This window comes from Hyphomicrobiaceae bacterium (assembly GCA_041397645.1).
In the GTDB taxonomy this organism is placed as follows: Bacteria; Pseudomonadota; Alphaproteobacteria; order Rhizobiales; family Hyphomicrobiaceae; genus Hyphomicrobium_B.
In genome coordinates, this window is the sequence record JAWKWE010000006.1 from 321,253 (window position 1) to 346,531 (window position 25,279).

17 protein-coding genes and 1 tRNA gene are annotated in these 25,279 nt (G+C 56.0%); 13 read left to right on the forward strand and 5 right to left on the reverse strand.

Going from position 1 to position 25,279, the window contains the following annotated elements; all coding sequences use genetic code 11:
• The first annotated feature begins 13 nt into the window (after positions 1-13).
• Together R3D51_17400 and R3D51_17405 are read left to right on the forward strand one after the other, a co-directional pair.
• The gene (locus R3D51_17400) at positions 14-1,816 is read left to right on the forward strand and encodes an AAA family ATPase (GenBank protein ID MEZ5901260.1); all 1,803 of its coding nucleotides are present in this window, start codon (positions 14-16) and stop codon (positions 1,814-1,816) included.
• The gene (locus R3D51_17405) at positions 1,809-3,596 is read left to right on the forward strand and encodes an ATP-dependent helicase (protein MEZ5901261.1); all 1,788 of its coding nucleotides are present in this window, start codon (positions 1,809-1,811) and stop codon (positions 3,594-3,596) included. The genes R3D51_17400 and R3D51_17405 overlap by 8 nt, the downstream gene beginning before the upstream one ends.
• A 306-nt stretch (positions 3,597-3,902) precedes the next feature.
• Here R3D51_17405 and R3D51_17410 read toward each other — a convergent pair whose 3' ends face one another.
• From R3D51_17410 to R3D51_17420, 3 genes are read right to left on the reverse strand one after another with little or no spacing between them, the layout of a single operon-like run.
• The gene (locus R3D51_17410) at positions 3,903-12,677 is read right to left on the reverse strand and encodes a calcium-binding protein (protein ID MEZ5901262.1); all 8,775 of its coding nucleotides are present in this window, start codon (positions 12,675-12,677) and stop codon (positions 3,903-3,905) included.
• Positions 12,678-12,731: 54 nt separating this feature from the next.
• The gene (locus R3D51_17415; GenBank protein ID MEZ5901263.1) at positions 12,732-13,397 is read right to left on the reverse strand and encodes a hypothetical protein; all 666 of its coding nucleotides are present in this window, start codon (positions 13,395-13,397) and stop codon (positions 12,732-12,734) included.
• A gap of 34 nt (positions 13,398-13,431) precedes the next feature.
• Positions 13,432-13,917: a toxin-activating lysine-acyltransferase gene (locus R3D51_17420; protein ID MEZ5901264.1), complete on the reverse strand. Its 486-nt coding sequence runs from the start codon at positions 13,915-13,917 to the stop codon at positions 13,432-13,434.
• 619 nt (positions 13,918-14,536) lie between these two features.
• Between R3D51_17420 and R3D51_17425 the strand changes: the two genes are divergently transcribed.
• From R3D51_17425 to R3D51_17455, 7 genes are all read left to right on the forward strand, one after another.
• Positions 14,537-16,699, forward strand: a complete 2,163-nt coding sequence (locus R3D51_17425; protein ID MEZ5901265.1) for a type I secretion system permease/ATPase — start codon at positions 14,537-14,539, stop codon at positions 16,697-16,699.
• Positions 16,700-16,716: 17 nt separating this feature from the next.
• Entirely contained in the window at positions 16,717-18,057 is a 1,341-nt protein-coding gene (locus R3D51_17430) for an HlyD family type I secretion periplasmic adaptor subunit (GenBank protein MEZ5901266.1), read from the forward strand.
• Positions 18,058-18,439: 382 nt separating this feature from the next.
• Positions 18,440-18,721, forward strand: a complete 282-nt coding sequence (locus R3D51_17435; GenBank protein MEZ5901267.1) for a DUF3489 domain-containing protein — start codon at positions 18,440-18,442, stop codon at positions 18,719-18,721.
• Positions 18,708-19,190, forward strand: a complete 483-nt coding sequence (locus R3D51_17440; protein ID MEZ5901268.1) for a DUF2924 domain-containing protein — start codon at positions 18,708-18,710, stop codon at positions 19,188-19,190. Before R3D51_17435 ends, R3D51_17440 begins: the two co-directional genes overlap by 14 nt.
• Complete coding sequence (locus R3D51_17445) at positions 19,183-19,383, forward strand: hypothetical protein (GenBank protein ID MEZ5901269.1); 201 nt, start codon at positions 19,183-19,185, stop codon at positions 19,381-19,383. Before R3D51_17440 ends, R3D51_17445 begins: the two co-directional genes overlap by 8 nt.
• On the forward strand, positions 19,380-19,991 hold the full coding sequence (locus tag R3D51_17450) for a recombinase family protein (protein ID MEZ5901270.1): 612 nt from the start codon (positions 19,380-19,382) through the stop codon (positions 19,989-19,991). Before R3D51_17445 ends, R3D51_17450 begins: the two co-directional genes overlap by 4 nt.
• Positions 19,939-21,093, forward strand: a complete 1,155-nt coding sequence (locus R3D51_17455; protein ID MEZ5901271.1) for a recombinase family protein — start codon at positions 19,939-19,941, stop codon at positions 21,091-21,093. The genes R3D51_17450 and R3D51_17455 overlap by 53 nt, the downstream gene beginning before the upstream one ends.
• A 186-nt stretch (positions 21,094-21,279) precedes the next feature.
• On the opposite strand, the gene R3D51_17460 is transcribed toward R3D51_17455, so the two are convergent.
• Positions 21,280-21,369: transfer RNA gene (locus R3D51_17460), tRNA-Ser, on the reverse strand.
• 97 nt (positions 21,370-21,466) lie between these two features.
• Entirely contained in the window at positions 21,467-22,522 is a 1,056-nt protein-coding gene (locus tag R3D51_17465; protein ID MEZ5901272.1) for a hypothetical protein, read from the reverse strand.
• Between the two features lie 454 nt (positions 22,523-22,976).
• Between R3D51_17465 and rplU the strand changes: the two genes are divergently transcribed.
• The 4 genes from rplU to obgE all read left to right on the forward strand — a co-directional run bounded on the left by rplU (position 22,977) and on the right by obgE (position 25,270).
• On the forward strand, positions 22,977-23,291 hold the full coding sequence (gene rplU / locus R3D51_17470; GenBank protein MEZ5901273.1) for a 50S ribosomal protein L21: 315 nt from the start codon (positions 22,977-22,979) through the stop codon (positions 23,289-23,291).
• Positions 23,292-23,322: 31 nt separating this feature from the next.
• Positions 23,323-23,595, forward strand: a complete 273-nt coding sequence (gene rpmA, locus R3D51_17475; protein MEZ5901274.1) for a 50S ribosomal protein L27 — start codon at positions 23,323-23,325, stop codon at positions 23,593-23,595.
• A gap of 107 nt (positions 23,596-23,702) precedes the next feature.
• Entirely contained in the window at positions 23,703-24,236 is a 534-nt protein-coding gene (locus R3D51_17480; protein ID MEZ5901275.1) for a GNAT family N-acetyltransferase, read from the forward strand.
• On the forward strand, positions 24,233-25,270 hold the full coding sequence (gene obgE / locus R3D51_17485; GenBank protein MEZ5901276.1) for a GTPase ObgE: 1,038 nt from the start codon (positions 24,233-24,235) through the stop codon (positions 25,268-25,270). The genes R3D51_17480 and obgE overlap by 4 nt, the downstream gene beginning before the upstream one ends.
• The last annotated feature ends 9 nt before the right edge of the window (positions 25,271-25,279 follow it).

A 25,279-nucleotide genomic window follows, 5' to 3' on the forward strand; every position in this document is an offset into this window, starting at 1 on the left:
AGGTGGAATAACTGTGCATCTTTCCAGAATCATTATCGAGAATTTCAGGAATTTTTCTGAGCTGGATGTAGCCCTTGGGGGCAACATCGTCGTCGTCGGCGAGAACCGCGTCGGCAAAAGCAATTTGCTTTACGCGTTGAGGCTCATTTTCGATGCCACGCTCCCGGACAGCGCGCGCCAGCTCAAGATGTCTGACTTCTGGGACGGACTGGGCACACCCGGTAGCGACGACAAGATCATCGTTTCCGTCGAGATTGAAGATTTTGAGGACGATCTCGACACGCTGGCACTGCTTACAGACTACCGCCTCAACGATGACCCAGATACCGTCAGACTGACTTACGAATTCCGTCCCCGCGCCGAGTTGGAGGACGATCCCACAACAGATGAGGACTATGAGTTCGTCTGCTATGGCGGTGAAGATGAAGCGAAGCGCTTCGGATTTGACTTACGGCGTCGGATGGCGATTGACGTCCTATCGGCCTTACGCGATGCCGAAGGTGATCTCGCGACGTGGAGACGCTCACCGCTCCGGCCATTGATCGAGAACGCTTTCAAGGGCGTGGATCAAGCCAAGCTGAAATCGATCAGCAAAGAGATCGAGTCGGCGAGCAAGAAGATTGTCGAATTTGATGAGGTTAAAGCTCTTCAAGAGAGCATCGCGGAGCTGCTGGCCAAAATGGGAGGTGCTCGGCAAGACGTGAAACCGCGTCTCGGCTTCGCGCCGACCGATCCTATGCGACTGTACAGGAACATTCAGTTCCTGATCGATGAGGGAAGACGCGGGATACAGGATGCAAGCCTCGGCTCGGCAAATATCGTCTTTCTGGGCCTGAAGGCGCTAGAGCTGAAGCGACTGCTTGAAGAGAACAAGCGGGACCATACGTTCCTGGCGATAGAGGAGCCGGAGGCTCACCTTCATCCTCACCTGCAAAGATCAGTCTACCGGCATCTGTTTGAGAGCATCGGCGATGATGCTGATGAGGACGCTGCCCTGTCGGTCTTCATGACGACGCATTCCCCGCACATCGCGAGCGTCGCTCCGCTTCAGTCGATCGTCCTGCTCAAGGAGACGAATGATAACGGCACTCTTGGTCGATCTGTGGCCTCGATTGATCTCGCCGGCGGCGAGGTCGAGGACCTTGCACGATACATCGACGTGACGCGGGCCGAGATGCTGTTTGCGAGGGGCGTGCTTCTTGTTGAAGGGGATGCCGAGCGTTTCCTTGTGCCGGCATTCGCCCAGACGTTGGGGAAGTCTCTGGATGATTTCGGAATTACGGTTTGCTCAGTCGGAGGCACGAATTTCGCACCCTATGTCAAGCTGCTTACCGGCCTGCGCATCCCGTTTGCGGTGCTAACCGATTGGGATCCGAGAGGAGAAGAAAAGCTTCCACTGGGCTTCAACCGCACGCTCGGGTTGGTATCGGTTATTGAAGAAACAAAGACAGGGAAGACGCCAACAAAGCTGCTCAAAGAACTCAAAGATCTTGGCGACTACAACAAGTTCTGTGAGCAATGCGAAAAGTACGGAATATTCTCGAACCTGCACACACTGGAGATTGATCTGTTTGAAAAGGATTTTGTCCCCCTGATTATTGAAGGCTTACGAGAGGGTGAGTTCGGAGACGAGCGCAAGGCGTTGATTGACGAGTGGGAGGGAGACCCAGAAAAGCTAGATCAGGGCAAGTATCTCGCCATGATAGAGTCGATCGGCAAGGGTCGCTTCGCTCAAAGCCTCGTAGCCCGCATGGGTGACCTGAAGCCGCCTTCGTACATTCGGAAGGCCATCAACTTCGTGACCGATCGTGTCTGAAACTGCTTTATATTTGCGGGCTGCAGAAGAGCTGCGCGGAAACGCAGAGCAGTGGGAAGCCTACAATAGCGAGGGCCACTGCGCCGTGCTGGCGGGTCCAGGCAGTGGCAAGACCAAGACCTTGACGATCAAACTGGCACGCATACTGGCTGAAGATGTGGAAGAGCCGAGAGGGCTCGCTTGCATCACTTACAATAATGAGTGTGCGCGTGAGTTGGAAACGCGCCTAGCGGCATTGGGCGTCGAGCCGGGGCCGCGGGTTTTCATCGGCACGGTGCATTCGTTTTCTCTTACACAAATTGTAATGCCTTACGCCAAGTCGGCTGCGCTTGGCCTGCCAGACAACTTCAAGGTTGCTACACAGCAAGATCGGCGGGCAGCGCTTGAGCGGGCTCATCGGCGCGTCATTGGTGGGCCAGGAAATCCCCAGGATTGGGATTCTCGCATGACGCGATATCGGCGCTCCATTTTGAACAGGCAAACCGAACAATGGCGCAATGAAGATCCCGAGCTCGCCAGCTTGGTGGAAGCGTTCGAGGCAGAGCTTCGGAACGTAGGCCTCATCGATTTCGACGATATGCCCTTGCTGGCTGTGAGGGCGCTGCGCGAGAACGATTGGCTGCAGCGTGCGCTTCTTGCGAAATTCCCGGTCTTGGCCGTGGACGAATATCAGGATCTCGGGGCCGCGCTTCATCGCATGGTTCTGGGGCTCTGCTTCAGCACGGGGATGCGCCTCTTTGCTGTCGGCGACGTTGACCAGTCCATCTATGGATTCACTGGTGCGCATCCAGAGCTCTTGCAGCAAATTTCCGAGAGACGTGATGTTCAAACTGTGAGGCTTCGCTTCAACTACCGATGCGGGGCACGGATCGTGACCGCTTCAGAGTATGCACTGGGCGAAGAGAGAGGCTATCAGGCCCCTGAAGGAGCCGCCCAAGGCACGATTTTCTTCCACCCGCGCCAAGGAAATTACGGGCAGCAGGCCGACTACTTGTTCGCCACTGTATTCCCTCAGATTCTCGATCGGCATCCAGAGATCAAATTGGGCGACATCGCCATCCTGTATCCGGCTGCATGGATCGGCGATAATATCGTCGCCTCGGCACAGCGTTACGGCTTCGGTACGATCCGCGCGGATACGAATGCTCTGTTTCCGCGATCAAGCAAGTTGATGAAATGGCTGGAGATCTGCGCAGTTTGGTGCTGCGGCGGCTGGCGAACGGGTAAGCCTCGCTTCGCTCAGATCCTGAATGAAGGCCGGAGGATTTTCAGCGAGGCGCTGCTCTCTGAGGAGGACAGGCTTGCGTTCCAAAGAAGTCTCACGAGCTTCCTTTGGGTCAACCGCGATGATCAACAGCGGCTCAATACATGGCTACAGGGCGTGGTCGATAGCACCGTTGGTCAATTGCTCGCACGGTGCCGCACAGCATCTGAGGAGGCAGCTGTTCTCAGCGCATTCTTACAGAGGACGGGCCGCGACGGAGACGCCTCTCAAATGAAGCTCGGCGAGTTCGCCGGTGATGGCGAGGGAAGCGAACGCATCAATCTGTCAACGCTGCATAGCTCAAAAGGGCGGGAGTTCAAGATCGTAATTCTCTTTGCGATGGACGATGGACGGATTCCGCGACAAAACGCGGGTCCTGCCGAACAGCGTGAAGCCCGCAGACTCTTCTACGTCGGGTTCACGCGGCCGAAAGAGGAGCTACACATCATTTATACGGCAGCTAGGCCTTCACTGTTTGTTGTTGAGGTCGAAAGGAGAATTCGGGACGATCTATGATCGCTGCTCGTGCGTGGAGACGATCCAATGCACTGCGCAGCGAGCCCAGGGCCTCGTCCGCTCTTGGAGGACGAGCGGAAAAGTCGATCGGCAAACTTTAGTCGAAGTAACCGGGGGCAAGCGATTCCGCTTCCTCTGCATTTCGTCGATTTGACCAACCCGTTGTCCCAGAGTCGCCGTCGACAGCAACAGCATCGTCGGCGGATACGATCTCCGCCGAGAATGGCGTCCGGATTTGACCAGCACGCGTCCACGATCACTTGTCGCTGGCCGACGGATTTCTCTTGCGCAATGGCTCACGCGCATCTAGCTCCAGGCCGCATTAACAGCAAGCTGTACGCTGCTTGGAAGTGCAGCAGATGTTACCGTGGCGTCTGCGAGACCACTTGCCGTCGTGTACGAAGCCATGGCATTGACCAATTGATTGACACTAGACGCGTTGAGCACCTGCCCGTCATTCAATTCAACCTGATCAATACGTGCCGTTGCATCTGTGTACCAGTTTTGCAAACGCATACTATCGTTCGTTTGCAAGATTGAGATCATCAGGTCGTTTCCTGTCCGTCCTAACCAAATCTCATTTCGGGTGGTGTTGCTTGTAATAGAGATAATGTCGGTTGTTGAAGCACTATCGCCATTTTGGATCACGTCTTGCCCATCACCAACGGCGAAGGCGTAGGTATCCGATCCGTTGCCCCCGGTCAGCGTATCATTGCCTGTTCCGCCGACAAGTAAATCGTTGCCATCGCCACCGTATAGAGTGTCATTTCCACCCCAGCCTTTAATCGTATCGCTTCCACCACGCCCCTTGAGCGTATTTGCCCCGCTGTTGCCGTGCAAAACGTCGTTGTAGGCAGTCGCGGAAACGGATTCGATATTATAAAGCGAATCCGTTGTCCCATCGGACTTCAAAGCCGAAGAGGTGTCGAGATTTACGACGACCCGACCTGACATGGAATTGTAATCCACCTCATCGGTTCCAGCCCCGCCGTCGATGACGTCATTTCCGCCACTCGCCGTAACAATGTCATTACCACTGAGGCCACGGATTATGTTCGCTCCACCCGTTCCCGACATACTTGGGTTGTCGCCGTTGGTTCCATTGATCCATGGGTTTGCGCCGCCGATCGTCAGTCCGAGCGTGTTGCTCGGATCAATGCGGTAGATCATATCGGCAATGCCGATCTTGGAACCATCCAACAGGAACTCAATCGACTCGAGACGGTTTGCTTCGGACGTCAGCCAATCAGCAACACGAACTTCATCGTAGGCTCCAGTCGTGGAATTCGGATCTGCTATCCTGATCAGAAGGTCGCTGCCAGACAAGAGGTAGCTGAATTGAGTACGAACGACATCGTTGCTTCGAATCCAAAGCCGATCGGTTCCTCCGCTGTCCGAAATCGTGTCGGCTTCGTTCACACTACCGTCAACGCGCGCGTCACCCCGAAGGAAAAGGTAGGAGTCGTTACCGGATCCACCGTACAGGGTATCGGCACCCTGGTGACCGAAGAGCCAGTCGTTGCCATCAAGGCCCCAAAGCGTGTTGCCTACGCTATCGCCGTAGATGAAGTCGGTCTCACTCGTCCCCGAGATATTCTCGACGTTGGTGATGGTGTCCGTGCTGTTCGTCGCACCCGAGGACACCACGACCTTCGTAACCGTGTTTGCTGCCAAATCGGCGGTGATACGAACGCCAGAAGCCACGAAGTTGTACTTGGCTGTATCTATCCCTGAACCACCGTCGATCGTGTCGTTCCCTTCGCCGACTACGATCTCGTCGTCGCCGTCCTCGCCATAGATCTTGTCGTTGCCCCCACGGCTAACCAGCTTGTTGTCGGCGGCGTTACCGCGAAGCGTATCGTTGTAGTCCGAATCAAGCACCGACTCGATATTATAAAGAGCATCGGTCGTTCCATCGGCCTTCTTCACATAGCCTTGAGTGAGGTCCGCGATGACCCCGCCGGTCATCTCGATGTAGTTGATACTGTCGTATCCGGCGCCACCGTCTATGACGTCATCGCCGCCACCGGCTACAATCGTGTCATTGCCGTCGAAGGTCCGGATGATATTTGCGCTCGCCGTTCCTCTGAAGACGGTATTGTCGCCGTTGGTTCCATTGATCCATGGGTTTGCGCCGCCGATCGTCAGTCCGAGCGTGTTGCTCGGATCAATGCGGTAGATCATATCGGCGGTACTGATTTTCGATCCGTCGAACAGCTCTAGAGACTCTATTCGATGCGATTCGCCATCTGCGAGCCAATCAACGAGTCTAATGGAGTCAAAAGCGCCCGACGCAAAGTCGTCGATCCGAACCCAAATATCGTCGCCAGAGACCTGCAAGCTAACGTCAGATCGCGCAATATTGTTGCTTGTATTTAGAAAGACAATCTTGTCGTTTCCTGCAGCATCATAGATGCCGTCAAAGTCACTGTGGGTTGCGTCGTTCAACGCGTTCCCGCGAACAAAGAAATATCGATCATTTCCGTTGCCACCCAGCAACGCGTCGGCGCCATTCCGCCCCCAGAGTACGTCATCTCCGTCTTCGCCGAGGAGTGTTTCCGCGCCGTCTGCTCCATAAATCCAATCATCACTATCGGACCCGTACACACGCTCTATGCTGGCAAGCGTATCGTTAGAACCGTCAGACTTGGTAACATTGGCACCGCTAGAGATGGCTAGATCCAAGACGACTCGGACGCCGGACGAAAGAGTGGTGTAGCTTACGGTATCGAAGCCCTCGCCACCGTCCATCGTGTCATTGCCCTGACTTCCGATGAATGTATCGTTTCCACCCTGGCCGTAAAGCGCGTCGCTTCCACCCCTACCGTTGAGAACGTTGGCTTCTGCGTCGCCGACGAGAACATCGTCGAAGTTACTGCCTTGCAACGATTCAACATTGAAAAGGTGATCGGTCGCCCCGTTTGATTTTGTGACTATGCCTGTTTCTAGGTTCGCATTGACGCTGCCAAAAGCGGTATCATGGTAGGCAACACTATCCCTTCCAGCGCCACCATCGATGACATCATTGCCCTGACTGCCAAAGATTGTGTCGTTCCCATCATTGCCGACGATGATATTGGAACTGCCGTTTCCATTGAGAGTGTTGGCTCCTGCTGTTCCAAAAATGAATGGAGTATTGCCACCGATAGTCATGCCGAGACTATTGAGCGGATCAGCCATGTAGACGATGTCTGCAACACCCACGGCATATCCATCCGCAAACTTTACAGTCTCGACGCGATAGCTTTCCAATTGTTTCCAGTTTCTCACAACGATCCGATCGACCCTAGCTGGGTTCTCCGGATCGCTGACTTCAATAACCAGATCATTGGCAACAATCTTGAAGGTCACTTGATCGGACGTAATACCGGTACCAAATTCGATCTTGTCGGTGCCACCGGTGTCGACGATATAATCCGCTCCTGTCTCACCCAACTCACTCGCATCACCGCGTTCGAAGCGATAGGTGTCGTTGCCAGCTAGGCCATAAGCGACGTCAAAGCCAGGCCCGCCAATCAGGACGTCGGCGCCCGAGGTACCATTGATCGTATCGTTGCCTGAGGATCCAATCAGAAGGAGGTCGGACTTAGAAATATCGAGACTGGCGCCATCGTGGAACTCTAGGACTTCGATCCGGTTCTTCGCCAAACTCCAATTTTGAATTGTGATCTCATCATCAGAGAGAACGCCAGCGGGCGTCTTGACGTTGATGATAAGATCGGCGCCTGCCAGCTGCACCTGTAGATCGGTGAGCCCAATACCCGGGCCAAATTTTATCTTATCCCAACCGGCATCGACCGACGCGCCAGAAACGGTCGCCCAATCGGAAATGGTATCCTGGCCGTCACCGCGGCGATAAACGTATGTATCGTTTCCGGCTCCGCCGCGCACGATGTCTGCTCCGGCTTGACCAACCAGAATATCGTCCCCAGCTTCTCCATCAATAATATCGTCTCCGGCACCACCCAGCACGATATCATCACCAGCGCCAGCAAAGATGTGATCAGGTCCCGCGCCCGATTGAATAAAGTCTCGTCCGCCACCGGTATTGATGTCGTCGCCAAGCTCCGTGCCCACAATGATATTGTTCCCCGACATGTCCGTGAGCGACTGGGAGGACATCTCCGATGCCGAAACACCAAGCTTCGACTCGTAGTTGGCAATTGTAATACTTCGGCCGTTGGCGTTATTTTTATCGGCGAATGAGACAACTAAGTCAGTACCGGATACCGCCACCGAAATGTCCGCAAACGTAGCGCCGTAGCGACTTATGCCGAGCCCCTCGACAAATCCGGCCAACCCACCGACGTAATCCGTCGCAATGCTTTCCTCGTCGAGATGCAGCTCTTTGGCTTTGCTGAGCGTAACCAACCATCCTGCCGCGAAGGCCGAGTCGGGCATCAAGGCAACCACGGCATCAATGACGTCTTTATCGGCGAGGTAGCGCGCATAGTCTACGGCTACCGCGATCTCGCCGTTCAGCTCATTGATCGACGTCGCCGTTGAATTTCTCAGTGCACGCTTAACATAGATATCTCCGCCATCGATCGAAATGGTCTTCAGAGAGGCCAAGAGCTTTGCTTCCACGAACGCCTGTGCAGCAGCAGCATCGGCAAAGCTGACATTGAAGCTCGGTATGGTCTGAGATGCTATCTTGCCGCCGATGCCACCGACGTAGCCTTGAATGAGGTCGCCCAGATTGATCGCGGCCCTCACCTGCAGCTCAAGCAGCTCCAAAGTGCCCGCGGTAGACTCCTCAAACGCTTTTTTCGCGTAAGCATTGGTGGAAGTGGTCGTCGCAGACTTGAGCGCTGCAAGTGCGATCGACTTCGTCGAGGCTTCGGCAGCCGCATTGCGTGCTGCCTCCGTGGTGGCGTTGCCCGGCGGGTAAAGATTGAAATTGATGGCCGCGACGTTGATGCCGTTGATAGAACCACCCAACAGCTTCGCGAAGTCTGAGACCGTATTGCTGACGCCCTGTGCGATACTGAGCTGATACCCCAGATCGACAATCTTGCTGGCGTTCGTGTCCTTGATCACTTCCTTCATGTAGGCGTTGCCGCCAGACAGCGTCATCCGCTTCAGTGCCGTGATAACGGCGAAACTGAACATCGCATCGCCGCGTTCGTTGTCTGGAAGGCTCCCAAATACCTGAGATGCCACAAGGGCACCATTTTCCCTTATATTGACCGAGAAGGCCCCTTTGGAGGGTTTTGCATAGACCTCCACCTCGATTGTCTTAGATCCTGAATACGTCCCGCCGATGGTCTTGATAAGATCGTTCAGGGTATCGACCGCCGCGTCCCGAATCGTCTCGATGCCCTGCAGTGCGGTCCAATCGTCAGACCGGCTGAAGCCGTCCACGAACCGACTTGAGCCGGGGTTCAGCACTAGCGTATGCGAACAATCTGTGTTGTCTGGAATAATGCTACCGAGCCAGTTGCCGGCCACCGTACCAAGCACCGCCCCTATTAGTGCGCCGATACCGGGTAGCACGACGCCCAACACGGCAGTAACAGCCGTCGTCGCAAACCCAGATGCAGCCGCAATTGCTGGCGCAATGCTTCCGATTACCGTCGTCGCAACGGCAGCGGATCCACCTATGACCGATCCTACGGCCGTTCCAATCGAGCTACCTAAGGATCCACCGATGTTTTGCGCCGACACAATTTTAGATGCAAGATAGCTTCCAATAAATGTCGAGAAGCCCTGCGCGATGCCAAATCCTGCTCCGCTGGGCAACGTCGTGCCGTTGCTGAGCACGACAGGCAGATCGAAGGCGTCCGCGCCAAACCCAGTGAAAACATCAAGCTGGTTGGCAACGTTCGAAATGGCTCGGTTGATCAGGGTATTGGCGGCATTCTGAACAAGTGCGCCATCAACGGTGTGATCGATCCCTAAAGCATCGGCCAGTTCGGCCGTGAGGAAATTCGAAATGGAGCCTAGAGACTGCGCCTGCACCGCTTGGAACAAGCTGTTCCCGAATTGACTGAAGCCCTGCTCAACGGCTGTTTCGAAATCTGCAGCGGGGGGAAGACCATCAAGGCCAAAGTAGCGATCAAACGACCCGCCAACGTTTGACAACACAGCCGAGAGCGCGGAGCCAGCCGCAATCTTTGCAAACGTGTTGTCACCGGCGAGATAATTGCCCAGCGTCGAACCGAAGATTGTGCCAACTTGGCTGAGTGTAATTGCCGCCGGCAATGGTGGCGGAGTGTACTGTCCACCCGAAGAGGTGTGATGCACCTCCGTTTCCCAGTTTTCAACTGTAAGGGTGTCATTACCTTCAACGGCGCCGGCTTCGTCGCGGCCGTCAGCGCCGTAGATCGCGTCTACGCTCACACCACCGACCTCGACGCTGGCGCTGATAACATTGCCATCCGCATCAACGGTGGTTGTGGAAGCTTCCCATTGAGATCTAGGGTTGCTGACTGCGAATGTAACTGACCCGTCTTCGTTCTGGGTAGCGGATGCCTGAACATTGCCGGTGGTGTCAGCTATAAAAGAGTTGGCTTGAAAACCCGGGCCACCGAGATTCATGCGCTGGTCCGATAAAACCATTCCCTTCACAGCACTGCTCGGCGCCACCTGCTGTTCTCTGCATTCATCTATTTCGGCGAGAAATTGTCCGAAAACATCGTCGAGGCTGATTGAAGGATTTGCCGTCGCCTGTTGCGACCACGATTGGTAGACAAGCTCTGCTGCCGCACTGGCGCTTTCGGGCGTCAGCCCCAATGAAAGGAAGCCACTTGTGATCGTGTTATTCGACCCGTGCAGGAATTGGTCAGGCTCCCTGAAGCGAACGTCAATTCCAGAAAGGAGGTTCCAAGTACACTGATAAGTGGTTTCCGCAGAAGCCGATGCAGCAGTCGCAGGATCCACTCCTTCGCCGGCAGAACCGCTTCCACCTACGTTGTTCTCTGCCGCCGATCTCAAACTCCCGGCAAACTGCAAATACGGCAGGGCAACAGCTGAGAAACTGACATTGTTCCCAACCGTCGATTGAGTGGCATAGGCTATGCGCCCGCCTAGCCTTTCCGCGAGCGTGGCCGCTCCACCAAAGTCACCCGCCGCAATTTTTGCGTCGATTTGAACTTTGGTCGTCAAGATGTCGACACCGACGAGCTGAGCGGCGTTTGCGCCGGCGTACACTGCATCTGGTCCGGTCAAAAAGGATGCAATTCCTCCGGGGGGAATACGACCCACCGCCGACACGACCAGCGCGATATCCGACTGACTGTAGGGAGATAGGCTGCCTATTGAAACCGCATGGAGGAAATCGCCGGCGAGCCTCAGCGGGATAGTGCCGTCCGCAATCAATTCGCCCGCCGTCATTGCTGCGTCGAAATCTAGTTGCGTACTGGCTTCCTTCAGGGTTCCACCCTGGTAATCGACCTCCGTAACAAGAGATCCATCGCTGGCTTTCGTGACTGTGACAGCTCCGCCTGCCACGATCTTCGTACGACCCGCGGGCAAGCCGGAGCTGTCGAATCTTGTGAGAGACGAGAGGTCGCCATCCTGCGCGTATTCATATTCAAGTGTCTTAACGCCATTCTCAAACGTTATGACTTTGCGGCTTGGCCCGCGATCATCCACGATGGCGGAAATGTTCCCAAACTCTCCGCCCAAGCCGCGGCCCAAAATCTCGGTGTAGACGACACCTCCCGACACCGGATCAAAGTATTCTCTCACCCAATCGCCTGCATCGGGATCGTTAGGATCGTTGCTAATCAACTGGGAAGTCGTGGTCTCGTATTGTTGCCCATCGAGCAATAGGGGACCCGACTCAGATGTATCGGGGTCGATCTGCCCCGTAACATAGCGCTGGTAAGCCGCAATGCCGTCGTTATTGATGAGGCCAGCGGCATTGAGGCCGATGGACGCCACATCCAATCCAGCGTCGATGACCTCCTGTATCTTCTCTTGGGCCCATGTTGCGTTGGTCTTATATTGCTCATAGCCGGGCATGGCTTGAAGGCCTTCGGCAGCCTTTCCAAGAGCATCCCACACTGGATCGCCCTTATTGAAGTGAGCCATTAGCTTGACGGAATCGACAATCGCGTCGCCGTTCAAGAGGAGTTCGAACATGCGCTTAGCCGCGAGCGTCGGAACGAGTGCAGCAGCGGCCGTCTCGAATCCTGCTCCCGCTGCCAGACCCGTCAGAGTTTCCTGGTTGAAGCCAACTCCCAATGCCTCTGCTGCCTCATCAAAGGATACCGGGCGCTCCAATTCGGCAGCCATCGCCTTGCTGGTAGAGTTGATCGCGAAAATCAGTGCTCCAGCGCCAATGGCCAAGGCAACGCCGGACATATTTGAAAGCTTAGCAGCCAGAGTTTGTGCAAAGTGCCTTGTGTTCAGACTAACTGTGCTTGGATGTATGTGTAGGTCATCGGCAAACTTAGCTGCAATCTGCTCGGGAGTGCTATACGTCGCCATATTGAGGGGCGAGGTCTCGTTCAAAGGATTAAGCAGCGGATCGTTGTTGACGCCTAACTGGTAAGCAGGATGATTCGTGAGGTCTGAATTGAAAGTAAGAGTCGGCGTATCAAAAAATTCCCGATAAAAGTTCCTCCAAAGTACGCCTGCATTCAAATCGCCGCGAGCCTTGTTAATTGTATTGATCTTCAGTCCGCCATTGGGATTGACGAGCTCCGCTCGCATGAAGCCGACATAACCGCGAACCTTGGAAACCTGGGCTTCGAGCCAAGCTTGCTCTCCCGCCGTTCCCTCTACAGTAGTTTCGTATACTTTATCAAATGACGCAAAGAAGTCCGCCTGCCACTTGTTGTAATTAGGGTGTCCACCAGTGTGGGTGGAACCTTGTAGAAAGTCCTCGACGCCGGCGACGTGGGTCGCATATTCGGTGCCGACTTTTTGGATCAGCGCAACGCCATTCTGAGAGAAGTCATTTTGTGTAAAAAGTCCCGCCGCCTCAAGCGCCTTAAGAAATGGAGAGTCTTCAAACACATCCGTTGCGATGACATGGTGATTGGCGTACGTCAGGACACCTGCCGGTGATGGGACGTTTACAAAATTTGGGGTTGTACCAACCCAATTGGCCCGGCCTGATGTGCTACCCACGAGAATTCTCTCCCTCCAAGAGTTTGGCTCAGACGCTGCGTCGCAAGCTCTCAGCTATTTCAAAATGCACTTCTTGATGACGTCCAAACCTCGGAACTTGTGCGCACGATATCGGCGCAGCAGCTCAGGAGAAAACATGAATTCTGCGCCGCCTTTGAGATACCAGAAGTGGTGCCCCTCCACGGGCTCGCGACGGATGTAGCAGGCCTCGTCCTCACTGGCTGAAATATGGAACCGTCCATCTGGCCCGATTTCGCCGCGACCTGTCCGACCACTCCAAAAAACCGTTCCCTCGGGAATTATCGCGTCGATCACCGGGGGACGAACAATCAGGTAATAAGTGCCGTGATCGCTCACCCCCTTGATGGGCCGCGTCGATTGCACGTGGATAGGATGAAAGACGTGGCGGCCTGGCTCGAGCTCTTCCAACCAATCGCGGAATTGCGGACACACGATATGCGGACCCGTCGACCAGCCCATGATCTCAGGTGCCCCGCGACTCTTGGGATCAAAAATGAGTTCGCGCGGAAAATCGGCCATCTCTTCCGGGGTGAGCGTTTCGCCGCGCTTAAGTCTAGTTACGACCAAACCACATTTTCGATGATCCGGCCGATATTCCTTGTAGACGCCCCCACCAGTAACAGATGAACGCACGACGTAAACGTAGTCGTCATCGCTGAGCTTGGGCGGGCGTGCTTTGGATTTCGATGGTGTCTTCATTTGAGCGACGCGTCCATGTTTCCGGAGAGCCACATCACAGCACTCTCACTTGCCTGCCATCTTTGGTGGCAGCGAGAAAACTCACCTGCCTCGACGGGAACACCTTGTCCTTCAGGTCCTTCACCATCTCTTCCGCACCACCGAATGGGGCGATCACTTCGACGATCCAGAGCTTGTCGCCTGATTTCCAATCCTGCGGGCGCAGCTTCGTCGTGCCCTGCGCGAGCCTTTCAGCGACCTCGTCTGAAACATTGGCCCATAACACCACCCCGACCGGCTTATCCGTCGCATAGTAGGTACGAAACTGCTGCAACATCACCGGCGTCATCACGAACCACTCAAGATCCGAGATGAAGAACTGTTTGTGCGACGGGCTCTGGGACATCAGCCAAACGATTTCACCAAGAACCGCCGAGATCGTTCTGGCGCTTCCCTCTGGCGGCGCGTGAGAAAACAATCCCGACCCGTTCGACGATGCACCTTGCGATGCCCCTCCCTGATCCATTTTCTTCGTATTCATGGCGCGCAATCCGCTCCTATTGGCCCGATTTTGATCCAACGTGCTTGTGCCCGAAAGTGTTGTCTGCTTCGAGACGGTCGCACTCTTGGACATCGTACCCGGCAATGAGGAGGAACGCCAAGCAGGTCCTGCTGGCATAAGATGAGGTCCGGCGCGTTCCTGCTCGCCAAGAGCATTTTCGCGCGACACCATTGGAGGAATGTTTTCGAACGACGCGGGGTTAGATGCAGTCATCGCACCCATGTGGGCGCACACAAGTCCAGGCAACTTCTCCACCCCAAGAGACTTCACAGGCCCACCAAAACTACTCATGCATAAGCCACAGACCAAACGACAATAGGCCTCCTAGCACGCCGGCAACCACCGGCACAATTAATTTTGTCCGCCGTCTGCCTATCATTGGTCTGACGTACCTCAAAACCTAGCCGGTCAATCCTCGAACTTACCTGGCTTAACCAAAAGGCCATTTGCAATCGCGCATAGCTCTAGTGCGATCGGCTCATACGTTCAGCGCACATGCCATATCGCGCTATAGACAAATGCCGCGCTTGTGGTAGGACGTGCGCAGATCAAGATTGCCGTTGGACATTTTCCGATTGTGAGCATCCTTAACTAACCGATGCAGAAAGTCTCGCGTCCTGATGAGGAGCCAGCTCCTTCGTTCATCCCACGATCGCCGCCAAATGTAGATACGGGGCTTGAAGCACTCGTACTCCTGCTCGCGTTCCACGAAATTCCTTCTGACCCTACGACGCTCGCGCGTGAGTTCGCGCCAAATGGCGAAGCAATCGGATCGATCGCTATCGTGCGGGCTGCGCGCGCCAAGGGCCTCAAGGCGCGCAAGACACGCGCTAAACCAACGCGCATCGCCAAGCTTCCTTTGCCAGCCATCGCAATCGATCGCGATGGCAAATTCTTCATTCTTGCCAAGACCGTAAAGGGGGCGGTCCTCGTCAAAGAGGCCGAAAAGCCGCCGGCAGAATGGAGCGAGGCACACCTTTCAGAGCGTTGGAGCGGCGACGTCATCTACATGACGCGTCGCGCAAATGTAGCTGGGGACAGCGTCCGGTTCGGACTCGGCTGGTTCGTGCCTGCGGTCGTCAAGTATCGTGAGCTATTCACGGAGGTACTTGTCGTCTCGTTTTTCTTGCAGATCTTCGCACTGATAACGCCACTCTTTACCCAAGTCGTAATCGACAAGGTGCTCGTTCACCGTGGTCTCACAACACTCGACGTGTTGGTGGTCGGCCTTCTCGCACTTGGTCTTTTTGAGGTCGTGCTGACCGGGCTAAGAACCTATGTGTTCGCCCACACCACAAGCCGAATCGATGCACTGCTCGGGGCGAAACTGTTTCGTCATTTGCTCGCCCTTCCAATTTCCTATTTCGAGAGCCGACCAACCGGTCAGACAGTTGCCCGCGTGCGTGAGCTGGAAAATGTCAGAAACTTCCTGACGAGTTCTGCGCTCACTCTGGTTATCGACTTGGCATTCACCGTCGTCTTTTTCGCAGTGATGTACTGGTACAGCCCAAGACTGACAGCGGTCGTGGCCATGTCCCTTCCCGTCTACGTCGTGCTGTCACTTGTCCTTAGCCCCCTCCTGCGACGGCGTGTTGAAGAGCGGTTCGAGCGCGGCGCGCAAAATCAGGCTTTTCTGGTCGAGACCATATCTGGCGCAGAAACTCTCAAAGCCATGGCGGTGGAGCCGCAAATGCGCCAACGATGGGAAGAGGTGTTGGCTGGATACGTCAGAGCGTCCTTCCGCACCGTGTCTCTTGGATCATTCGGTGCGCAATCAGTTACGCTGATAAACAAGGTCGTCATGGGGCTCGTGCTCTGGTTGGGGGCCCACGCCGTCATGAGTGGGCAACTCACGATCGGTGAGCTTATTGCCTTCAACATGCTAGCGGGACAGGTTAGCGGCCCTATTCTGAGACTTGCGCAACTAGCCCAAGATTTTCAGCAATTCCGAATTTCGGTGGCGAGGTTGGGCGACATCCTCAACACCAATCCTGAGGCTCAGACTTCAGCAACGCATCCGAATTTGCCACCTATTCGCGGTGAAATCCGTTTTGAAAACGTCACCTTCCGATATCGGCCTGGTACGCCTGAGGTTCTCCGAAACCTTTCGCTTTCAATCGAGCCGGGACAGGTGATCGGCATCGTGGGGCGCTCCGGCTCCGGCAAATCCACTCTTACGAAGCTGCTCCAGCGCATGCACGTACCGGAACAAGGACGGATACTTGTAGATGGCGTTGACATTTGCTTGCTCGACCCGGCTTGGTTGAGACGCCAGATTGGTGTCGTTCTCCAAGACAATATTCTGTTCAATCGCACGGTTCGCGACAATATCGCACTCAGCTTTCCGGCAATGTCCATGGAAAAGGTCATGACAGCGGCGAAGCTTGCAGCCGCGCACGACTTCATCCTCGAACTTCCTCAAGGATATGACACCGTGCTCGAAGAACGCGGCAGCAACCTGTCAGGCGGCCAGCGTCAAAGAATTGCCATCGCCCGTGCTCTCGCGACAGAGCCGCGCATTCTCGTGTTCGATGAGGCAACCTCAGCACTGGACTATGAAAGTGAGGCGATCATCCAACGCAACATGCGCGTTATCTGCAGCGGAAGAACCGTCTTCCTCGTGGCACACCGTCTCTCGACGGTACGACGAGCTGATCGTATTCTCGTCATGGAGAAGGGACAAGTCGTGCAAGATGGTCCGCACAACGAACTCGTCAATCAGCCCGGGCTTTATGCCGAATTGGTGCGTCAGGCAGCCTGAGAGAAAGTCCGTTTTCCATGTCCAACAAATCAAACTCGCTTGGCATGACACGCGAAGAATTGGAGTTCTTGCCTGCCGCATTAGAGGTCTTAGAAACGCCCCCACGACCGGCTGCAAGGCTGAGCGCATTGACAATCTGCCTGTTTTTCCTATCGGCAGTTCTTTGGGCTATATTTGGCCGTGTCGACACTGTCGCCGTCGCGCAAGGGCAGATCGTTCCTAAGTCTCGCGTCAAGTTGATCCAACCACTCGAAACAGCAATCGTTCGAGCTATCCACGTTCAGGACGGTCAGTTCGTCAAGGCGGGCGACGTCCTGATCGAACTCGACCCAACAGACGCAGCTTCCAACTACGGCGCCCTCCGTGCCGATCTCACCAAGGCTCAGTTGGATGCCGCGGTGACAGAAGCGCTCGACAGCAACGATCCAGACGGAAATTTTCAGCCCCCCAAAGATGCGCCCAGCATATTGGTCGAGGCCTCGAAGGCCCAGCTGCACGGCGAACTTGAAAAGCTAGCAGCAGTCCTAGCGATGCAATCATCCGACCTAGAGGAACAAGAAGCGTCGCTTGCAACCTACCAATCACAACTCAGAAAGGCTCAATCCGCAGAGCCACTCGTAGAAGAACGATTGGCAGGCCTTGAGCAGCTCAACGCAAAGAATTTGGTTCGCAAGCCCGACCTCTTTGCGACGCGCCAGCAAAAAATTGACAATGCATCGGAACAAGAATCCGCCCGATCAGCAATCGCCCAAACTCAGTCTCGCATAGAATCGAGACAGCGGAAGATCGAGGAGGCGCGTGCAAGTTTTAGAGCCGATGTTCTCCAAAGACGCGCGGATGCTCTCCGACGCATAGCTTCACTCGAACAACAATTGAAAAAGGAAGAACAAAGGCAAAAGGATCGTCTCCTGCGGGCACCGGTTGATGGAACCGTCCTTGGTTTGGCAATCTTCACGGTCGGCGGCGTCGTATCGACGAAAGACGTACTTCTTCGAATTGTCCCCGCTGAGAGCGAACTCCTTCTTGAAGCCACCGTTCTCAATCAGGACATCGGCTTCGTCGAGGTTGGGCAAGCCGTAGAGATAAAATTGGAAACATTTCCGTTTACGCGATACGGGCTTATCGACGGTGAGGTCAGGGAGGTTTGGAGGGACGCAATCCAGGACGAGAAGAAGGGGCTCGTCTACAAAGCTGAAGTTTCCCTTAAGCAAAAGGATATTCGAGTTGGAGATCGTTGGGTGCCATTGTCACCCGGCATGGCAGCACAGGCCGAGATTAGGACTGGAGACCGACCCGTTATTCAATATTTTTTGTCCCCACTTCTGCGCTATCGTAGCGAAGCGCTTCGCGAACGCTGAACCGCGCAAATAGCGAAATCACTGCTCAAAAAGTTCCTATGATTGTCGAAAAACATTACAGACCTACCGGAGCTATCACTGTTTGGCTTGTCGCTTGCGCTTAGCCTCTGATCAAGCGGCCGCCCAGCGATGGGCCCTTTTATTTTGAACGAGTCACAGGGAATCCTACAAAACAACAAAGCAGCGCCGGCTCGCCACTCTGTTGCAAGATAGTGCACTTCAACTTCAATTCTTCAAACTCGCTGGACTTCCTCGTCAAAGCAAGCCGTACTGAGTGCGTTCGGGCGCACGTAGCGTCTCCTTGCACAACCTCGGCACAAACCCGGGGCTTTGGGTGGTGCGAACGCCATCAATCTGGCTGGCGACAAAAGGAGACCGCAACATGACGCGACGTAGTAAGCCGAAATCACAAACCACCCCTCCCTCAAAGACGGCGGCTTCCGCCCGCTCAACATCGGTAGAACCGACATCCAAAACTCATAGAGTCATCGGGCTGCTGCAAAACAAGCGTGGCGCGACGATTTCCGAGTTGGCGGCTGCAACCGGTTGGCAGGCGCATAGCGTTCGCGGCTTCCTTTCGGCAACAGTGCGCAAGAAACTCGGACTTGAACTGCGTTCCGAAAAGCGGGCTGGTGAGGCGCGGCGCTACCATGTCGAAGGATGAGCTTGACCGAAAGGGCCGCAAACCATCTCTCGACGACATAGCGGCCCATCTCATTCGATTGAGCACAAGCGACGCAGATGAACTGCGGGCGTTTTGGCGAGAGTACTTTGGCCGCCCTGCGCCATCGCGTTTTAGGCGCGATATGATGGCCCACGTCCTCGCCTACGATATTCAGGTCAAGGTTCGTGGCGGATTGTCAAAGGCCACCACGAACCAGCTCGATATGATCGCAGCCGAAGAGTTTGGTGAAACGATCCGGAAAGGCAGGCAGCGCCTCCCGCCCGGCACTCGCCTGGTTCGCGAGTGGCACGGTGTGACGCATGAAGTCTATGTGACCGACGGCGCATTTATCTGGCAAGGAACGGCGCACCGTTCCCTCTCAGCGATCGCGCGAGCGATCACCGGCACACGATGGAGCGGACCGGCCTTCTTCGGGATTCGCTCGCTGAGCGAGGCGATGCATGGCTGACCGCGTCCCCTCAAACGAAGTCCATGTGGTCTTCGCAATGCTTACGGCTGAGTTTGAAGATGCCTCAACGATCGCCGCCGGAGTGCAACGCGTTCAAACCCCTGCCAGAGCAAAAAGAGCCCTTCGCAGTATCCGCAAGATGGCGCGTCGGACCGAGCAGCTTCTGGATCACCTTGAGGCTCTTCTAGAATGAAGCGAAAGCGCTGTGCGATTTATTCGCGCAAATCCTCTGAGGAGGGCCTCAGCCAAGAGTTCAACTCGCTTGATGCCCAACGGGAGTCTTGTGAGGCCTACATCACCAGTCAGCGTCACGAGGGCTGGCATCTGCTGCAAGACGCTTACAACGATGGTGGCTTCTCTGGCGGGACCATGGACCGTCCAGCGTTGGTACAGCTGCTGTCAGATATCCGCGCCCACAGAATAGATGTGGTGGTCGTCTATAAAGTGGATCGCTTGACCCGGTCTTTATCCGACTTTGCACGAATCGTGGACATCTTCGATGCCCATGACGTTTCGTTTGTGTCCGTGACACAGTCCTTCAACACGACAACCTCGATGGGCAGGCTGACACTCAATGTCTTGTTGTCGTTTGCGCAATATGAACGGGAGGTCACCGGGGAACGCATCCGCGACAAGATCTCCGCCTCCAAAAAGAAGGGGCTTTGGATGGGTGGGTTCTTACCCATCGGCTATTCTGCCAACGGCCGAACGCTCGTGGTCCTACCTGATCAGGCAAAAAACGATCCGTTTGATATTCGAGCGCTATCTGGAATTAGGAACCGTACGCAAACTCGAGGCTGAGTTGATTGCCTCAGGCATCCATGCGCCGACGCGAACAGCAGGTACCAATCGGGTCTTTGGAGGGCGTCCGTTCACGCGGGGCCAGCTCTATAAGCTGCTCGGCAACCCTATCTACTGCGGAGAGATCCGCCACAAAGCCACGCGATACCCCGGTCAGCACGAAGCAATCATCCCATCTGACATGTTCCAACGGGTGCAGACGTTGCTCGCCTTGAACACGCAAGGCCATCGGACGGGCCGCGGTTCAAAGTCTCCTAGCCTGCTTGCCGGACTGTTGGTGGATAAGGATGGCGATACGCTGGTTGCCAGTCATGCAACCAAGGCCGGCAAACGCTATCGCTATTACGTTGCGCGCTCCTTGCACGAGGCAGGAGCGTGTCGCAAGCAACGCGACGCTTCACGTAGCGGCTGGAGATTGCCGGCCGATCAGATCGAGCCGCTTGTGATCGGGGCCGTTCGGCATCGGTTGTTGGACACAAGCTGGCTCATCGATACGGCCAAGCTTCTGTTTGCCAGCGATCAGCTGTTGGGCGCTCAAATACAATCCGTGACACGTGCGTCATCTGAACTTCACGGCAAACTCGCTGATGGCGATCCAGTCGGACAGCGAGAAGCGATGCTCAAGATCATCAAAAAGATAGACCTTGGCAGCGATAGCCTCGCAGTCGTTTTTAAACCGAGGGGACTGGCCGATGCGTTGGGCGTGCAGGCAAGCGGTATCGTCAGCCAGCCCATTCGCTTCGAAGTCCCAATCGCACTGCGGCGCCGGGGCGTGGAAATGAAACTCATCCTCAATGCCCCGGGTCAGTTGCCGGAAGCCCCCGACGCAACAATGATACGCGCCATCGCAAGGGCACGACGATGGTTGTCCGATTTTGTCGAGGGCCGCTATCGGACAATTCAGAATATCGCAGACGCCTACGCCACAGATCCACGCTACGTTGCACGCCACCTCCCCCTGGCATGTCTTTCACCACGCATCGTTGAAGCAATCATCGCAGGACGTCAGCCACCTGAGTTGACGACCTGGTCCCTCCTCAACCGCATTGATCTTCCGCTGGACTGGGACCTTCAAGCGCGCCGTCTCAGCTTTGACAAATAGCCCGCCGCGCGAAGCGGACTGCGCGAAGCGCGCAAGGAGAAAACGCGCGGATGATTGCCACTTTGAGGGGCAATTTTCGGGGTCTTTGAAAACGGAGAAAGCGCACGCGCGAAAAAGCGCCCATTTGGGCGCCTAATACGCCGCGCAAATCTGATTTTTAGTCTTTAATATCAAGTAGTTAAGTCGTGGCGGAGAGGGAGGGATTCGAACCCCCGGTACCCTTGCGAGTACTCCGCATTTCGAGTGCGGCGCGATCGACCACTCTGCCACCTCTCCTGGTGCCGTGGTGCCCTAAGGCAGGACCCGGCTTGTAGCTTCTCAAGCTCAGCAGCGCAAGAGTGCTGCAAGCGGACAAATTGCGCTCCGCGATCAGTTAGTTGGATATGCGCCAATTCAGGTCGAGGGCCTCGGTGGCAGCCCGACCGTGCTCGTAACCGCGCGCCAACATCCGCCCCGTCTTGGCGTCGGCAACCATGGCAATACGTGTGCGCTCGTTGAGAATTGGAGGCGCGAGCCATCCGAAGTCGCTATCGAAGTCCGCGCCAATGCCCGCCATCATGCGCGCACGCCCCGGACTGTTGATGCCGCGGGCGTGACCATACCAACCCGCAGCTTCCCAGTGGTTAGCCGCGACCTGCGCACCTTCGCGAACACGAAAGTCCGTCTCCGTGCGTTCGATCACGGCAAGCTCATGCGGTTTGACGCCCGCAATGGAGAATATCGCCGGGGTGGCCATGGGCGCCCGGCATAAAATTTCCTTGGCCCGGGCAAAGGACTCCGCATGCTCGGAAACCTCGCGCAACACATGCGCGGGGGTAGGATGTGGCATACCCCAAACGCGTCGGCGGCCTGAGGCCCAGTCGAAATAATAGATCCCTGACGACTTGCGCATAGGTGCCTGATTAAGCGCGGCAGAGAACCGTTGTGGCGCCATCACCTGCAGAACACCTGAATATCCGGGCCAAGTCAGAATAGCGAAAGGTCCCGCCGAAGCCCCGGCCACACGCGCCCCCACGAGATTGCGGCCAAGCCCCGCTGTCCGCCAATCGAGCACGCGGATGAGCCTCGCTGAGGAATGATCTTCGCTCGGAGCGACGCCGCACGTGCAGCCCCACTCGTAATTGACGGAAAAAAAGTATGCACCAGGCCGACCCAGCGCCTGCGCGATCTCATCGATCTCCGATAGATGCGCATTACCGTGGCGCACCAACCAGGCACGCGTGACCTTGTCCAACAAAGACAACGCGCGGCTCGGATACCCGCGCGTAGCGGCGTTGAAGAGATCGTTGGCGCGAGGGCGGAAACGCACGAGCGTCGCTATAGGAAAATCCGTGCCGGTCTCAATCACGGGAATGGCCGGCAAGGGCCTGTAGTCCGCACTTGTCGCGCGGCCAATGCCCTGCTCAGATTCCTTAAGTTGGCCAGACATCTCTCAGCCGTCCCCTTTCATCCGCGTGACATATGAAGTGCTCCAGCCGTTTCCAAGGCCAGAGTGAGACGCTGAATAGGAGATTGTGCGGAGAAGGTCGGGCGGGCCGAGGCTATCGAGGACCCCAAACGTCCAACCGCCGACCCTCGAAACCCCCACGTCCGGCGATCGGGTGGCTTCTTGGAACGGCGGTTGAAACAAGATGGATTAAAGAGGCTAACCCGACGAGGCGCTTTGACCTGCATCAATCACCCCTTTCAATCTCTCCCGGTCATGTGGACACAATTGACAACGGCCGGAAAAATCGACAAAAGATGCCTCCAACGCGACGGCTTCCCGCCAGTCGCGCTCAACGCGCTGCCCGAGGCCATAGCCGGATTTCCGGCAACCCTTTGAAAAGTCCGCCTTTTTATAGGCGGCGCCACAGGGCGCGGACAACGAAAGGATAAGACCCATGTACGCTGTCATCAAGACAGGCGGAAAGCAGTATCGCGTTGCCAAAGACGACGTCGTCACGATCGAGCGGATCGCAGGCGATGCCGGATCCACGATCGAGTTCAGCGAGGTACTCCTCGTCGGCGCGGGTGCGGATGTCAAAGTTGGTACGCCGGTCGTCTCTGGCGCCAAGGTTACCGCAGAACTCGTCGAGCAGACGCGCGGACCAAAGCTCATCGCTTTCAAGAAGCGCCGCCGCAAGAATTCCCGCCGCAAGAAGGGCCATCGCCAGGACCTTTCGACCGTGCGCATCACGAACATCACAGGCGCCTAACGGCAGCCGGATCACACGAGGACTTTGAACGATGGCACAAAAGAAAGCAGGCGGCTCAACGAAGAACGGCCGCGACTCAGAATCGAAACGCCTTGGCATTAAGCGCTACGGCGGCGAACACGTAATTCCTGGAAACATCCTGTGCCGCCAGCGTGGCACTCAGTGGCATCCAGGCACGGGCGTCGGCATGGGCACCGATCATACGATCTTTGCCGTGCAGGAAGGCACCGTGGAGTTTGCCAAGAAGCGCAACGGCCGCATCTTCATCTCGGTGCGCCCGGTCAAGGCAGAAGCCGCCGAGTAACCGGCGCTTCAAAAAGAACACACGAGAGTTCGAGACTAAGAGGGGATGGCACGCCGTCCCCTCTTTCATTTTGATAGATGTGCCCTCACAGTTGTCGCGCTTTTCCCATGTCCGCCCCGCTCACGACCAAGCGCCTGACCTTACGTACCCTGACTGCTGACGATGCGCCACGCATCGCCGAGCTTGCCGGAGAGTGGGAAATCGCCAGCATGACGGGCCGCATTCCGTATCCCTACTCCAGCCAAGACGCGCTGCACTGGGTTACCGATTTGGCGGAAGGCGAAATCGTCTACGGCATTACACTGAAGGGCGAGTTGATCGGCATCTGCGGCTATACACCCGATGGAGGTGGAGTTGCAGAGATCGGCTATTGGATCGGCCGCGACTACTGGGGTAAGGGTTACGCCACTGAAGCGGCCCGAGAACTCATCAACTCAGGCTTCCGCAAAGGCGGGATCCGCCGTTTCACCTGCTCGCATTTCATCGGAAATGAAATGTCTCAGCGCGTCATTTCTAAACTCGGCTTTCGTCTGCTCGGGTTGAGTTCAGGCTGGTGTGCAGCGCGTGGAATGGACATGCCCACCATGCGATATGAACGACGCCGTCCGCTGACGGCGAGACTGAAGGTATTTGCGTCATGAAGTTTCTAGATCAGGCCAAGATCTACGTGCGTTCCGGCGACGGTGGCAACGGTTGCATCGGATTTCGCCGCGAGAAGTTCATCGAGTTCGGCGGCCCCGATGGCGGCGACGGCGGACGCGGCGGCGATGTGTGGATCGAGTGCGTGCCCAATCTCAACACGCTGATCGACTATCGCTATCAGCAGCATTTCAAGGCCAAGAATGGCCAAGGAGGGATGGGCCAGAACCGGGCCGGTGCCAACGGCGACGATATAGTCGTCAAAGTGCCGCCTGGAACCCAGGTGTTCGCCGAAGATAACGAGACGCTGATCGCCGACCTCACCAAGCCGGGAGAACGCTTCCTGCTCGCCAAGGGTGGCAATGGCGGTTTTGGCAACGCGCATTTCAAGAGCGCAACCAATCAAGCTCCGCGGCATGCTAATCCGGGCCTGCCTGGCCAAGAGCTGACCATCTGGCTGCGCATGAAGCTGATCGCCGACGCGGGACTTGTCGGTCTGCCTAACGCCGGCAAGTCAACGTTCCTTGCAGCAGTATCGGCCGCAAAACCCAAGATTGCGGGATATCCCTTCACGACGCTGCATCCAAATCTTGGCGTCGTGCGAGCGGGCGACACCGATTTTGTTTTGGCCGACATCCCGGGTCTTATCGAAGGCGCACACGAAGGCGCCGGCCTCGGCGATCGCTTCCTCGGACATGTCGAGCGGTGCCGCGTTCTCCTTCATCTGGTCGATGCGACCGACGAGGATGTTGCGGCGGCATACAAGATCGTGCGCGGGGAGCTGAAAGCATACAGCTCCGATCTCGCCAAGAAGAAAGAGATCGTAGCACTGTCGAAGGCTGACGCCCTCGATCCCGAGACGCTCAAGGAAAAAGCGGCGCAACTTAAGAAAGCGGCGCGCAAGACTCCGCTAGTGCTTTCTGCTGTTTCGGGACAAGGGGTGAAAGATGCGCTTTACGCGCTCACCCGCGAGATCGCCCGTGCGGATGCGGCAGAAAACGAAGAAACTGAGGACGACGCGCCCTGGAGACCATAACGACAACTG